Genomic DNA, 14116 nt, shown 5'->3' with positions numbered 1-14116 from the left:
TCATGGCCCGGTTCGGCGTCGAGGAGGAGTTCGTGCTTCTCGACGAGCAGACACTCGTTCCGTCGGCCATGAGCCCCGAGACACGAGAGCGCATCCTGAGCGAGGCGGGCGCAGGTGTCACCCCTGAGTATCTGACGTGCCAGCTCGAGTCCGCCACCGAGCCCTGCCTCACGCGAGCGGATGCCGAGTCGCAGCTGCGTCGCACGAGAGGGATGCTCGGCGATGTCGCCGCTGATCAAGGTTCGATCGTCGCCGCCACGGGCACCCCCTTCATCTCACCCAACCGTCTCGTGGTCTCGTCGTCTCCCCACTACGATGCGGTGTCTGCTCAGCTCGTCGAGATCACCCGTGAGCACGAGGTCAACGGGCTGCACATACACGTCGAGGTCCCCGACGAAGAAGAGCGCATCCGCGTCGTCAACAGGGTTCGCGCGTGGTTGCCTCCTCTGCTCGCCCTCACCGGCAACGGCCCCTTCGCACACGGGCGGGACTCGGGTTTCGCGAGCTGGCGCAGCATCCTGATCCGCCGACTGCCCGCTTCGTGGAGTCCACCTGTGTTCCGCGATCTGACCGACTATCGCTCGCATGTCAAGCAGCTCGTCTCGATGGGCGCGATCGCCGAGGCCAGCTCGCTGTCGTGGACCGTCCGTCTCTCGGAGAGGTTCCCCACCGTCGAGGTCCGCGTATTCGACGTGCAGCCGACGATCGACGACACGCTGCTCGCTGTGGCCCTCACTCGCGCGATGCTCGTGAGCGACGCCCTGGACGGCTGCCACGGAGTCGGTGCCGATGCGATCGACGCCTCCCTCTGGACCGCCGCCAGATATGGAACGGACGCGCGGCTGGTCGACCCGGCGAGCGGAGCGGTCGAGTCGGCGTCGACGATCGCCGAGGGACTCCTCGAGCGGCTGCGTCCGGCACTCGCCCAGCTCGGCGACGAGGACTTCGTCACCGAGGGCATCGCCCGCATCCGCACCGACGGCACGGGTGCCGAGAGACAGCGCAGGGCGTATGCCGAGCGTGGCACGGCGGGTCTGCGCGAGCTGTATCGCGCGAGCACGGCGACCACGTGACCGCCCCTCATGTCCCCCGGCGGCAGTAGTGTCGGCCTGTGGCATCCTCTCGCTTCGCGCCGCTGCAGCGGCTCGTGATCTCCGTCGCCGTCCTCGCATCCTTCGTGACCTTCCTCGACGGCACCGTCGTGACGGTCGCGCTCCCCGCGATCAGCGATGAACTCGGCGGCGGCATCACCACGCAGCAGTGGGTGGTCGATGCGTACCTCATCACCCTCAGCGCGCTGATCCTGCTCGCAGGTTCGCTGTCGGACGCCTACGGCCGGGTGCTCGTGATGCGCATCGGCCTGATCGCCTTCGGCGTGGCATCCGTCGCGGTCGCCGCCGCACCCGATCCCCTCATCCTGATCATCGCCCGAGCGGCGCAGGGAGCGGCCGGTGCGCTGCTCGTGCCGAGCTCACTCGCGCTGATCACCGCGACCATGCGCGCCGACGTGCAGTCACGGGCGATCGGCATCTGGACGGCGTTCACCACCGGAGCGCAGCTCGTCGGCCCACTGCTCGGCGGGCTCTTCGTCGACTTCCTGTCTTGGCGATTCGTCTTCCTGATCAACGTCGTGCCGATCGCCGTCACCCTCGTGCTGCTCTCCCGCCTGAAGCTGCAGGAGCACCCGAGCGGCGTGCGGGTCGACTGGCTCAGCGGAGCCCTGTGCGCGATCGGTCTCGGTGCTGTCGTGTTCGCGCTGATCGAGCAGCCCAATCTCGGATGGCAGTCGCCCGCGATCTGGATGCCCGGCGTCATCGGTGCCGCGCTGTTCGCGTGGTTCCTCGTGCGGCAGCAGCGGTCGTCCTCTCCCCTGATGCCTCTGTCGCTGTTTCGGGTGCGCGACTTCGCGTGGGGCAACCTCGCGACGCTCTTCGTCTACGCCGCGCTGTCGCTGAACGGCTTCGTCGTGGGCGTGTATCTGCAGCAGGGAGCCGGTCTGAGCGCCACAGCGGCAGGACTCGCGAGCCTGCCGATGACGATCCTGATGATCCTGCTCAGCTCGCGTGCGGGCTCATGGGCCGGTCGATTCGGGCCGCGCATCTTCATGACCGTCGGACCGCTCATCATGGCGGTGGGCGCCCTCATGCTGCTCGTCGTCAGCGAGGACTTCGATTACTGGTGGCAGGTGCTCCCTGCCATGATCGTGCTGGGTCTGGGGCTCTCCCTCACTGTGGCTCCCCTGACCTCGGCGATCCTCGGCGCCATCGACGAGTCTCGCTCGGGCATCGCCTCTGCCGTGAACAACGCGGTCTCGCGTGTCGCCGGACTGCTCGTCGTCGCCATGCTGTCGACCATCATCGGCGGCACGCTCGACCTCGCTGGCTTCCACAACGCAGCCTGGGTCACGGCCTCTCTGCTCGTGCTCGGCGGGGTCGTCTCGTGGATCGGCATCCGCCGCAACCCGGCCGACGAGGTCGCGACGCCGGCCCCCGACGACGCCGCCTCGCCGATCGGTTGACGATGTCGGTGGGCGGGCGCACACTGGGTGCACCGTCTTCCCGAGCATCCGGAGGTCCACCGTGAGCACGTCCCAGACGCCCCTCCCACCCGTCGTCGACGCCGACACGTGGCGCAGCGAACTCGACGCACTGCGGGTGCGCGAGAAGGCGGCGACGCGAGAGCTCGATGCCATCGCGGCGCAGCGACGGCGTCTGCCGATGGTCGAGCTGCCGGACTACACGCTCGTCGGCGCCGACGGGCCGGTGAGGCTGCCGGAGATCTTCGGCGAACATCGACAGCTCATCGTCTACAACCACATGTGGACAGACGGCAATGAGTGGCAGTGCCCCGGATGCACCGGCTTCACCTCGCAGTTCACGCGGCTCGACATGATCGAGCGGTACTACGACGCGCGTTTCGTGATCGTGACGAACGGCCCGATCGATGAGGCGCTGGCCTATCGCGACCGGGTCGGAAATCGCATGACGTGGTACTCGAGCGCCGACAGCACGTTCGGCGCCGACATGGATGCCGGGCCGAACGAGGGCTTCGGCGTGAACGTGTTCCTCCGAGACGGCGACACCGTGTATCGCACCTGGCACACGAACGGACGAGGCACCGAGCGCCTGAGCTACCTGCAGGGTCTGGTCGACCTCCTCCCCTACGGCCGCCAGGAGGAGTGGGAGGACTCCCCGGCCGGCTGGCCCCAGCACGGCACGTACGATCGAGGTATGGGTTCGAAAGAAATCGCCGCGCTGTACGGAGCCGGCCGCTGAGGCGGGGAGCCGCGGTCTTCGCCGCCACCGCAGTGATCCTCGCGCTCTCGGGTTGCGTGACGACCATCTCCGACCCACCCGCGCCTTTCCTTCCCCCACCGGCAGCTGGGACCCCCGACTATCAGCTGGGTGGGGCGTACGCACCCGCCGATGGTGTCGGCGTGGTCGGGCGCGACCGCTCGGATGACCCCGCCGAGGGGCTGTACTCGATCTGTTACGTGAACGGATTCCAGACCCAGCCGGGCGAGCTCGACACCTGGCCCGATGATCTCGTGCTGCAGAGCGACGGCGAGCCCGTGTTCGACCCTGACTGGCCCGACGAAGCTCTGCTCGACACGTCGACCGACGACCGACGCGAGCGCATCACCGAGATCGTCGGCCCGTGGATCGAGGGATGCGCCGAGTCGGGGTTCGACGCGGTGGAGTACGACAACCTCGACTCGTACACCCGCTCCGACGGCGCGCTCACGCTCGACCACAACCTCGCCCTCGCCGCCCTGCTCGTCGACGTGGCGCACGACTCGGGGCTCGCCGCCGGGCAGAAGAACGCCGCCGAGGACGCACCCGTGCTGCGCGAACGCGCCGGGTTCGACTTCGCCGTGGTCGAGGAGTGCTCGGTCTATCGGGAGTGCGGAGCCTTCACCGACGTCTACGGCGACGCCGTGATCGACATCGAATACTCCGACGAGCTGCCGTGGCCGTTCGCCGAGATGTGCGCCGACGACGACGCCCCCGCATCCATGGTGCTGCGGGATCGCGACCTGGTCACACCGGGCCACGCGGAGTATGTGTTCGAGACGTGCTCGTGATCGCCGCCGGGGCGAGCGCCTGGGTAGGCTGACCCCGTGGGCAAGACGGGGGATCACGACGGCGCCGCGCCGTCCGCCCTGCCTGCCGCCGCTTCCTCCGCCGCACGTGCCGGAACCGTCGTTCGCGCGACCCTCTCTCGCTGGGCGCGTTCCATCGCAGAGTTTCCCCGCTGGATCTGGCTTGCGGCGGTCGCCCTTGTCGCCCTGCTGATCGTCGTCGTAGCGGTGGGCGGGCTCGCCCGGGCAGAGGCTTCTCCGACCCTGCTCGGCGCAGATGACGAGGCGCGCACCTCGATGTATGCGATCACCGTGCTCGATGCCGAGTTCGCCACCGAGATCGAGTCGGAGCGGCTCGAGGCGGAGCCCGGCGAGAAGTTCCTCGTGATGACCACCCGGATGGAGAACCTCTCGGATGCGCCCATCGCGGTCGGTGACGGCACCGGCGCGGACCGCGTCAGCGCGAGACTCGTCAACGCCGACGACCCGCTCCTCGAGCTGCAGGGCGTCACTCCGACCGACTCGGTCGACGTGTGGCGCGCCGACGGCTCATCCGGGCAGGTGATCCTGCAGCCGGGCGTTCCCAGCCAGGTGACCTTCGCCTGGACGGTGCCCGCAGATGCGTACTCCGACGGCACGGTGTCGCTCGACGTCCACGAGGTGGAGGTGACGCGCGGAAGGGTCTTCGTCTCGTCGCGCGCCGTCACCTGGAACCCTGCCACACTCAGCGCACGCATCACGGTCACCGCCCAGGAGGCACCATGAGACGCAGGACCCCCTGGTTGCTGGGTGCCGCGCTGGTGATCGCCGCCGGTGCCGTGACGGCCGTCACCCCCAGCGACGAAGACGTGATCGGACCGATCGAGATGCGCGGATCCTTCGGCGATTCCGTCGAGTCGCGCACCCTGATCGCGGCGGCGACCGATGCGACCTTCGCTGATGAGGTCGTCGTGCCGGGTGCAGACTCTGACTGGAACGCGGACGGCAATTGGCTCGTCGTGACTGTCATCGCGTCGGCGGCACGCACCGAGGTCGACGCCGCCATAAATCTGGCGACGCTGGCCGTCGGCGACCGCGTGTTTCAGGCGAGCGAACGGCCGGGCGCGTCGTTGCGATCGCAGTCGCTGCGGGCCGGTATCGACACGGTCGGCATGCTCGCCTTCGAGCTGCCCCCCGATGTCACGTCCGGTCAGGCGGAGCTGCGGCTCACCTCCTCTTATCTCACTCCCGAGCTCGACGACCGGATCGCGATCCAGCTCGAACTCCACGACTTTCCCCGCACGTCGAGCGTCGAGCTCGACGACCCTGAACTGAGCGCGCCGTGACGTGGTGGAGGAGGCAGCGGCGGGCGCTGATCGCGCTGGCGATCGCCGCCGTGGCCATGCTCGGCGCCACCGTGTGGCTCGACATCCTGCCCAGCATCCGGCCCACCGATAGCGTGATCGAGGCCGAGGAGACGCTCGACATCGCGGGGCAGACGCTCACGCTCGGCCCCACCAAGTGGGATGAGTTCGAGAGCCCGAAGGGCTCCCAGACCCTCAGCGTTCGGCTGGCGTCGACCGGTGGAGCCGCCGCTGACCGCTGCGGGCAGACCACGCTCACGGAGATCGACTCCTCTCGGACCTGGCTCAGCTCTCGCGACGACCTCGACGTGTCGTACGACGAGGGCGAGAGCTCATGTGTCGCCGAGCCGTCGTCGTACCGCATCCTGCTGACCTTTCTGCTCCCCGACGATGCCGACGGCCCCTTCCTCCTCGACATCGCGGGGAGCGACAACGACCTCGCCCGGTTCCACATCGACCCCTGAGGGGCGAGTGTCGAGGCCGGAGCGCGGGCGACCGATGACGCTGTCGTACGCCGTCGCGACGATCGCCACCCTCAGCGGCTCGGCCACTGCCGCGATCGCGACGGTGATGAGCGGGAAGGCCCCGGCCCAGAACCACCGTTCATGGCCGCCGACGAGCAGCAGCACCCCGCGGGTTCCCGCCTGCTCGGCGAAGGCCCACGCCGCGTAGACCAGGGCGTACGCGCCGAAGAGCAGCGGCCCGCCCCGCCAGATCACCGTGACAGCTGCCCAGAGCCCTTCGAGCCGCATCACCAGGGTGCGCGCGACACTCATCACGGCGCCGCGGGCAGCTCCCCCGCCGAACCGCGAGAACGCGGGAGTCGAGTCGAAGGTGGTGCCGAAGATCACGCCGGCGACTGTGAGCCACGCGGCCGGCACGATGAGCGCCGCGACCAGGATGCCGACGAGCCAGGTCGTTCCCTCCCAGACCGCGGCGACGGGCTCGAGGTTCACGGCGAACCAGTCGCCGAATCCCCGCAGCCAGCCGACCGCCTGGCGGTCGGCGAACCAGTCGAGCACGCTCGTCCACCAGCGCGCGACGAGCGTGAAGAGCATGAACGTCCACAGCACCTCGGCATAGGTGGCGAGGATGATCGTCCAGCGCGGCAATCGGTCGGCGAAGCGGGAGAGGAGCACACGAGCGGCCAGGGCGATCACGAGCACCGTCACGGGCAGCACACCGACCGAGATCAGTCCACCGCGGTCGCCGATCTGCGAGAATCCCTCTCCGGACTGGGGCAGCGCGACCGCGAGCGCGATCTGGAAGAACTCGATCTGGTCGGCGTCGAGCAGCCCCCACGCGGTGTAGAACGCGAAGAACGGCAGGATCGCCGAGAGCGTGGCCGAGCCGAACTCGCGGATCCCCCCGGCATCCTCCCTCCGGCTGTGCGGCAGCGACGGTCGCACCGTGAGATACATCGCGACGTACGAGACGAGGCGAGCGGCGACCGCCAGCGGCAGCAGCAACAGACCGCCGAGCGTGGTGTGTCCGCCGACGAATCCGGCGAACTCGATGAGCACGCGGTGCAGGGCCTCGCCCCCGAGGTACCAGGCCATCAACGCAGGCCAGTGCCGCGCGAGGATGCGCCCGAATGTCCTGAGGGCCTGTGACATGTGCCCTACCGTATCGGTCTGCTCTCCGAGCCGGCCCCCGACCCGGCGCGGTCTCACTACCGGTGGAAGGGGCACCCACTCGACGCGGGTGTCGACGCCGAGCGCACCTTGCCACCGGAACGGGGCTTGGTGGGAAGCCGACGCCGGTTGACGTCGAGCCCGTCGTCGAGGATGCGCAGGCCGGGATCGCTCAGCACCGTGATGGCCGCGGCGAGGCCCGCGATCGCGAGCTTCTCGCCGGGGCACCTATGACCGGTCGCGACGCCAGCCCCGCCGTGCGGGACGAAGGCGGCGAGCGCCTCGTAGTCCTGAGCGTCGCGGAAGCGCTCCGGGTCGAACCGCTGCGGTCGAGCCCAGAATCGGTCGTCGGTGTTGGTGCCCTGCAGGTCGAGCACGACGCGACCACCGGCATCCACTCGCTGGCCGTCGATCTCGACGTCGGCGATCGCCCAGCCGGGGAGCATCGGCACGAAGGGTGAGAGGCGCCGGGTCTCTTGCGCGAACATGACCGACAGCGGGCCGCCGACGAGCGAACCGCGCTCGGCAGCCTCGGCTGCGATGCGGGCGCGCCACTCTGGACGCTCGTGCAGCGCCTTGGCGGCGAAGGCCACGAAGCGCGCGACCGCGATCATCGGACGGATGCTGTTCTGCAGCTCGACGCCAGCGATGCGTGCGGGCAGCAGTTCACCGTGCTGATCGCGGTGGTGCGCCCACTGCTCGAGAGCCGTGCCCGGTTCGGCGCTGAGCGCGCCGTGCCGCACGGCCTCGATGAGCCGCGCGGAGTGTCGGTCGGACCACCACCGGTTTGCCAGGGCGGCGAGGTACTCCGGCGAGTACGGCGAGCCGAAGCCGTCGACGATCTGCGCGAGCCGCGCGGCCCATCGTGTCTGGGCCGCGGGCGTGCCCGGCACGCCTGCCCACCCCATGATCGCTCGGCCGAGCGCGCCGACGGCCGCGTCGTAGGCGCTGCGCGTGCCGCCGTCGAGCCACGCCTGACGTTCGCTCTGCCACTCGCGCTCGAGCCACGGCGTCAGCCGCTCGACCTGCTCGTCGTCATAGGCGACGTCGATGAATGTGGCCTTGCGATGCTTGTGCGCGTCACCGTCGAGGCTGTGCACGGAGCCGTGACCGAACAGGCTCTCCTGCACGAGGGCCGGCATGGCTCCGGAGCGCGCGATGCGGGTCTCGTCGTAGAAGAGCTCGACGCCCTCGACGCCGCGCACGAACACGGTGTCGTCGCCCAGCAGCCGCATCGGTGCCGACCTCGCGCCCGGTCGCACCCGGCGCCAGATCCGGGGGCCGAAGCCGTAGCCGCGGGTGAGCAGGGTGGGTGCGTCGTCGTGAGCCAGAGCGCCGAGTCTGCGGACGGCCCGAACGGGAAGATCGATGAGTGCCATGTTCCGACGTTCGCAGAGACCCTCGCGGCATTCCAGGGGGAGGCGCGGATGCGGGGCGTGTGCTAGCACCCCCTGCATCGCATTGCGTCAACCCCCTGGGGCGGCGGCGCCCGTGGACGGACTATGCAGAGACGCGCGAGAAGAAGGAGCCGACATGGCCAAGAACGTCCGCACGATGAACTGCCAGCCCGACGATGTGTTCCGGGTGCTGGCCGACGCCTGGCTCTACCCGGCGTGGGTCGTCGGCGCCTCGCGCATGCGCGACGTCGACGACACCTGGCCGCAGCCCGGCGCCGAGCTGCACCACTCGGTGGGCGTCTGGCCCGCCCTGCTCGATGACACCACGGTGGTCGAGGAGTGGGCTCCACCGCACCGGATGGTCATTCGCGCGAAGGGCTGGCCGATCGGCGAAGCGCGGGTCACCCTGCGGGTCCGCTCGTATGACGGTGGCACGATGGTGCGCATCGACGAGGAGCCGGTGAAGGGCCCCGCGACCCTGCTGCCCGGCGTCATCACCGCTCCCCTGCTGCGCTGGCGCAACTCCGAGACGCTGCACCGGCTGGGATACCTCGCCGAGGGCCGTGCGGGCTGAGCAGGGTCGGCAGAACAAGGGCGCAACGAATATGAGCCGACTGCGCAGTATGGGCTGCGCAGTCGGCGGCCACAGTCAGACAGCAGACGGCTGGAGCACGACCTTGATGCAGCCGTCGTCCTTGCGCTGGAAGGTCTCGTAGAGCGCAGGGGCGTCTTCGAGCGGTGCAGTGTGGGTGGTGAGGTCCATCACTCCCAGCGGGTCGCTGAGGTCCTCGACCAACGGCATCAGGTCGTCGATCCAGCGCTTGACGTTGCACTGGCCCATGCGGATGCTGACCTGCTTGTCGAACAGCGTCTTCATGGGCATGATGTCGGCATCACCGGCGTACACACCGCTGAGCGACACCGTTCCGCCGCGGCGCACGAGGTCGATCGACGCGTACAGGGCGGCGAGGCGATCGATGCCGGCCTTGTCGAAGACCTGCCTGGCCGCGGGGTCGGGCAGCAGACCGACGGCACGCTGCACGAGCTTGACGCCCGGGTTGCCGTGCGCCTCCATGCCGACCGCGTCGACGACGGCATCCGCCCCTCGTCCGTCGGTGAGGTCGCGCAGCTCTGCGACGACGTCGTCTGTGAGGTCGAAGACCTCCGCGCCGTGTCGGGCAGCCATCTCGCGCCGCTCGGCGACGGGATCCACCGCGAGCACCCGATAGCCACGGTGCGCGCCCACGCGGGCGACGAACTGGCCGACCGGACCGAGCCCCATCACGGCGAGCGTTCCGCCATCGGGCACATTCGCGTAGTCGACGCCCTGCCAGGCGGTCGGCAGGATGTCGCTGAGGAACAGGTAGCGCTCGTCAGGGAGATCGGGCGCGACCTTGATGTGGTTGTAGTCGGCCAGCGGGACCCGGAGGTACTCGGCCTGACCGCCGGGGACCTGCCCGTAGAGCTTCGTGTAGCCGAACAGCGAGGCGCCGCTGCCGTACTCCTTGACCTGCGTCGTCTCGCACTGGGACTGCAGGCCGCGCAGGCAGAAGAAGCAGTGGCCGCACGAGATGTTGAACGGCACGACGACGCGATCCCCGACCGCCAGATCACGCACGGCGCCGCCGACCTCGACGACGACGCCCATCGGCTCGTGACCGAGGATGTCGCCCTGGTCGAGGAAGGGGCCGAGCAGTTCGTACAGATGCAGATCCGAGCCGCAGATCGCCGAGGAGGTGATCCGGATGATCGCATCCGTAGCATGCTCGATAACCGGGTCGGGCACCTCCTCGACCGTCACATTGCGCGTGCCCTGCCAGGTGAGTGCCTTCATCGTCATCCTCCTCGTTCGGTGTCGAGTGGCCACTCTCCGTCGATGACCGAGAATCCGACAGAGGGTTGACAGACGGAGGCGTGACGACGTGGCGGATGCACAGCCGCCAGCCCACGATATATGGGATGCTGGTAGCGCCCCCGGTGATCATCCGATCGCGTCTGACGTCAACCGCGTCTGATGACATGGGTTCCGTGGCGCAGTGAGGAGATCATCATGGGAAAGCTCGTCTACGAAGGCAGCGTCAAGGCCGACATCGAAGACCGCGCACTCACGCACCTGCAGCTCGTCATCACGGCCAAGCTGCGTCGAGGAGAGCCCTTCAGCTTCACCTGGCGTGAAGACATGAGCGTCGGCGGCGGCCGCACGACCGTCTGGGTGCACGCCGGCAGCTCGCTCGTCTTCAAGTACAGCGGCAGCCGCCAGCCCTCGATCAACCGCGCCTGGATCGAAGCCCTCGCCTTCACCGCCAGTGCGCCGAGCGGTCTCTACCTCGTGCCGGAGCCCGCAGAGGGCACCGCACCGCCGGCCGAGCGTCTCGACGTTCCCGCGCACGCCTGACGAAGAGGAGAATGGGGTGGTGTCCCCGAACTCCCCGCGGCGACTGCTCGCCTCCGTACAGCGCATCCTGCACACCGATCCCTCCGCTGTCGCCCACACCGAGGCGATGCCCGTCATCGACGAACGCACTGTGCCGAGGGTGCTCGATCTCGCCACCCGCATCGGCGAATCGATGTTCGGTGTCGGCGCCTCGGCCCATGAGGTGACCCTGGCGATCACCCGCGTCTGCGCCGCCTACGGCATGCGGGACGTGCAGGTCGATGTGACCTACAACTCGATCACGGTCTCGTTCCACCTGAGCGGCGAGGTCTGGCCCGAGACGCTCGTGCGCGTCGTGCGGGTGGCCGCACCCGACCACGCCAAGCTGCAGCGTGTGCAGGCCCTGGTGGCCGACATCGACGACGGCCTCGACCTCGAATCGGCCCGCACCGCCTTCCGCGTGCTGCGCCGCGTGCCGTTCGGCTACCAGCAGCCGGTCGTCATCGTGGCCCGGGCGCTGCTGGCAGTCGGCGTCAGCATCATGCTCGGAGCCTCGGCGCTCATCGTCGGGCTCACCTTCATCGCGGCGCTGTGCGCGGCGCTGACCCAGGCGGGTCTCGCCCGCGCCAGGGTCCCCCTGTTCTTCAGCCAGATCGCCGGAGGCTTCGTCACCACGGTGGTGGCGGTCGCCGTCTCGGCGCTGGGCTCTGCGGGAATCGAGCCGTTCGTCGGCATCCGCCCCTCGATCATCGTGGCCTCGGGAATCGTGCTCATGCTCGCTGGCCTCACCGTCGTCGGGGCCGCGCAGGATGCGATCGACGGGTTCGCACTCACCGCGGGCGGACGCATACTCGACCTGACGATGCAGACGCTCGGCGTCGTGATCGGCATCCTCATCGGCCTCGAAGTCGGCAGCGTGCTCGGCTTCACGATGGGTCTGCCCGACGACCCCGCACCGTTCGGTCCGCTGCTGAATCAGTTCCTGGGGGCGATCATCGTGGCGATCGCCGTCGCCGTCTTCAACGGCGCCGGGGTGCGCATCATCCTCGTGAGCGCGCTGCTCAGCGCCGTGACCATCGCCGGGTACGCCGCCATGGTCGGCCTGAACCTGCATCCCGCCGCAGCGAGCGCGATCGGCGCACTGCTGGCCAGCTTCATCGGGATGATGATCGCCGTGAAGCTGCATGTGCCGTCGGTCGCGGTGACGACGGCGGCCATCGTGCCGCTCGTGCCCGGTGTCGCGGTGTTCCAGGGGCTTCTCGAGATGATCCACTCGGCCGGGTCGGCGTCGGGCGTCGTGGGCATCGGAGGGTCGCTGGTAGACGCCGCAGTCATCGGCATCGCCCTGGCTTCGGGGGCATCGCTCGGTCTGTATCTGGGCACGCCCGTTCGAGCCACGCTCAGCAGCGTCGCGAAGACGCGGGCGCGGGTCGTGCGGCGCTGAGCCGCATCGACCCGCGCACCCGCGCTCAGGCGTCGGCGCGCACGGACTCCAGCGACGGGTAGTCGGTGTAGCCCTCGGCCGTGCGGCCGTAGAACAGCGCGGGGCGCGGTTCGTTCAGCTCGGCATCCTCACGCCAGCGCTCGACCAGATCGGGGTTGGCGATCACCGGGCGGCCGGCGGCGACGGCATCCGCCCATCCCTCCGAGACGAGCATCTCGGCCTCGGCGCGGGTCGTGGGCGACGCGAAGCCGGAGTTGATGATGAGGGGCGCGCCGAGGGTGCGGCGAATGCGCTGCACCAGCTCGCTCGTCGGGGCGGCGTTCAGGATGTCGACGAAGGCGAGACCGAGCGGGGCCAGACCCTCGGCGACGGCGAGGTAGGTCGCGAGCGCGTCGTCGCCGTCCTCTTCGAGGACACCCTGGATGTTGTGCTGCGGCGACAGGCGGATGCCGGTGCGATCGGCTCCGACGGCCTCGGCCACGGCACGGGTGACCTCGATCGCGAAGCGCGCGCGGTTCTCGGGCGATCCGCCGTACTGGTCATCGCGGACGTTCGACACCGGTGACAGGAACTCCTGCACGAGGTAGCCGTTCGCGCCGTGCACCTCGACGCCGTCGAAGCCTGCCTCGATCGCGTTGCGCGCGGCCTGCGCGAACTGCTCGACGACCATCGGGATCTCGTCGAGGGTCAGGGCGTGGGCCACCGGCATGTCGACCTTGCCGACCGGGGTGTGGGTCTGGCCGGGGGCGGCGAGCGCGCTCGGAGCCACGACACGGGTCTCCCCCGAGATCGCAGGGTGCGAGACGCGGCCACCGTGCATCAGCTGCATGACGATGGTGCCGCCGTCTTCGTGCACGGCGTCGGTGACAGGCCGCCAGCCGGCGATCTGCTCGGGCGTGACGATTCCGGGCTGACCCGAGTACGACTTTCCCTCGGCCGCGGGCCACGTGCCCTCCGAGATGATGAGGCCCTGACCGGCCCGCTGCCGGTAGTACTCCACCATCGGCTCGGTCGGCACACCGTCATCATCTGCACGAGTGCGAGTGAGAGGCGCCATGACGACGCGGTTGGACAGCTGGAGGGCGCCGAAGACGGCCGGTTCGAAAATAGTCACGCTCAGGAACAAGCCCCGTGACGGGTGCGGTATTCCCCGCTCGCCAGATGCAGGCTGAATGCTCAGGCGGCTGCTCAGTCTGCTGCGCGGCCGTACATCTCGCCCACCGGAACCGCTACCGGCAGCACGTTGCCCGGCTGCGCGAGCGGGCACGCCCACTCCGGGTCGTAGGCGCACGACGGGTTGTAGGCGAAGTTGAAGTCGAGCACGATCGTGCCGCGCTCGGCATCCGATCCGAGGTCCGCGCCCTTGATCGTGTCGATCAGGTAGCGCCCTCCCCCGTACGTGCCGCCCGGCCGACCGGCGAGCGCGTCACGCACCGGAATGAAGATCCCGCCACCGTAGGTGGTCAGCCTCCAGACGTCGAGCGATCCGGTGTCGGGGATCTCGACCCTGCCGATGCGCTCGAACGGCACGACGCCGTCGGTGCCGGTCGCGAAGTCGAAGCCTCCGGGCTCTGCGGGCAGGATGGGCAGCTCGAAGCGCCACTGCGGATCGTACGACGCGATGGGCAGCCCCTCGAACAGCGGCCGATCGTCAGCGAGCAGCGGAGTCGCCGCGTGGTGCAGCATCAGGTCGTCACGCTCTATCCGCCACAGCTCGTGCGCCTCTTCGGTGGAGTCTGCCCGTCGCACAGCCTCGTAGAGGGCGAAGACCCGACGCCTCCAGTCGACGACCTCGGCGGCGGTGCGGGCTTTCGTGAGCGTCATGCATTCAGGCTACGCGGAT

Annotated in this window: 14 protein-coding genes; 9 read left to right on the top strand and 5 right to left on the bottom strand. The window is 69.2% G+C overall.

The annotated features are described in order from the left end of the window. The first annotated feature begins 2 nt into the window (after nt 1-2). The 6 genes from ACIOU8_RS06200 (at nt 3) to ACIOU8_RS06175 (ending at nt 5406) form a co-directional block, all read left to right on the top strand. A complete protein-coding gene (locus ACIOU8_RS06200) occupies nt 3-1073 on the top strand; it encodes a YbdK family carboxylate-amine ligase (protein WP_400787106.1) in 1071 nt (356 codons plus the stop codon). Between the two features lie 38 nt (nt 1074-1111). Further along, on the top strand, nt 1112-2518 hold the full coding sequence (locus ACIOU8_RS06195; RefSeq protein WP_400787103.1) for an MFS transporter: 1407 nt from the start codon (nt 1112-1114) through the stop codon (nt 2516-2518). 61 nt (nt 2519-2579) lie between these two features. Then, on the top strand, nt 2580-3275 hold the full coding sequence (locus ACIOU8_RS06190; RefSeq protein ID WP_400787101.1) for a DUF899 family protein: 696 nt from the start codon (nt 2580-2582) through the stop codon (nt 3273-3275). 32 nt (nt 3276-3307) lie between these two features. Beyond that, a complete protein-coding gene (locus ACIOU8_RS06185) occupies nt 3308-4084 on the top strand; it encodes an endo alpha-1,4 polygalactosaminidase (RefSeq protein WP_400787098.1) in 777 nt (258 codons plus the stop codon). Between the two features lie 36 nt (nt 4085-4120). Then, nucleotides 4121-4846: a hypothetical protein gene (locus tag ACIOU8_RS06180; RefSeq protein ID WP_400787095.1), complete on the top strand. Its 726-nt coding sequence runs from the start codon at nt 4121-4123 to the stop codon at nt 4844-4846. Then, nucleotides 4843-5406, top strand: a complete 564-nt coding sequence (locus ACIOU8_RS06175; RefSeq protein ID WP_400787092.1) for a hypothetical protein — start codon at nt 4843-4845, stop codon at nt 5404-5406. The genes ACIOU8_RS06180 and ACIOU8_RS06175 overlap by 4 nt, the downstream gene beginning before the upstream one ends. A 350-nt stretch (nt 5407-5756) precedes the next feature. On the opposite strand, the gene ACIOU8_RS06170 is transcribed toward ACIOU8_RS06175, so the two are convergent. Both ACIOU8_RS06170 and ACIOU8_RS06165 read right to left on the bottom strand, forming a co-directional pair. Beyond that, a complete protein-coding gene (locus tag ACIOU8_RS06170) occupies nt 5757-7040 on the bottom strand; it encodes a hypothetical protein (RefSeq protein ID WP_400787089.1) in 1284 nt (427 codons plus the stop codon). A gap of 56 nt (nt 7041-7096) precedes the next feature. After that, nucleotides 7097-8437 carry a cytochrome P450 gene (locus tag ACIOU8_RS06165; protein ID WP_400787086.1) on the bottom strand — a complete coding sequence of 447 codons (1341 nt, stop codon included), beginning with the start codon at nt 8435-8437 and terminating at the stop codon, nt 7097-7099. 154 nt (nt 8438-8591) lie between these two features. Between ACIOU8_RS06165 and ACIOU8_RS06160 the strand changes: the two genes are divergently transcribed. Then, entirely contained in the window at nt 8592-9029 is a 438-nt protein-coding gene (locus ACIOU8_RS06160; protein ID WP_400787083.1) for an SRPBCC family protein, read from the top strand. Between the two features lie 75 nt (nt 9030-9104). Here ACIOU8_RS06160 and ACIOU8_RS06155 read toward each other — a convergent pair whose 3' ends face one another. Continuing rightward, a complete protein-coding gene (locus ACIOU8_RS06155; RefSeq protein WP_400787080.1) occupies nt 9105-10289 on the bottom strand; it encodes an alcohol dehydrogenase catalytic domain-containing protein in 1185 nt (394 codons plus the stop codon). A gap of 216 nt (nt 10290-10505) precedes the next feature. On the opposite strand from ACIOU8_RS06155, the gene ACIOU8_RS06150 reads away from it, so the two are divergent. Both ACIOU8_RS06150 and ACIOU8_RS06145 read left to right on the top strand, forming a co-directional pair. Beyond that, the gene (locus ACIOU8_RS06150) at nt 10506-10850 is read left to right on the top strand and encodes an ATP-dependent DNA ligase (RefSeq protein ID WP_311258646.1); all 345 of its coding nucleotides are present in this window, start codon (nt 10506-10508) and stop codon (nt 10848-10850) included. 19 nt (nt 10851-10869) lie between these two features. Next, the gene (locus ACIOU8_RS06145; protein WP_400787076.1) at nt 10870-12273 is read left to right on the top strand and encodes a threonine/serine exporter ThrE family protein; all 1404 of its coding nucleotides are present in this window, start codon (nt 10870-10872) and stop codon (nt 12271-12273) included. Nucleotides 12274-12298: 25 nt separating this feature from the next. Here ACIOU8_RS06145 and ACIOU8_RS06140 read toward each other — a convergent pair whose 3' ends face one another. Next, nucleotides 12299-13387 carry an alkene reductase gene (locus ACIOU8_RS06140; RefSeq protein ID WP_400787073.1) on the bottom strand — a complete coding sequence of 363 codons (1089 nt, stop codon included), beginning with the start codon at nt 13385-13387 and terminating at the stop codon, nt 12299-12301. A gap of 74 nt (nt 13388-13461) precedes the next feature. Then, nucleotides 13462-14097 carry a DUF1684 domain-containing protein gene (locus tag ACIOU8_RS06135; RefSeq protein WP_400787070.1) on the bottom strand — a complete coding sequence of 212 codons (636 nt, stop codon included), beginning with the start codon at nt 14095-14097 and terminating at the stop codon, nt 13462-13464. Nucleotides 14098-14116: the final 19 nt, after the last annotated feature.

It is taken from the genome of Microbacterium sp. NPDC087589, assembly GCF_044743635.1.
Classification (GTDB): domain Bacteria; phylum Actinomycetota; class Actinomycetes; order Actinomycetales; family Microbacteriaceae; genus Microbacterium.
The sequence above is the reverse complement of the archived record's forward strand: the minus strand, read 5'-3'. Positions and strand labels throughout refer to the sequence as shown.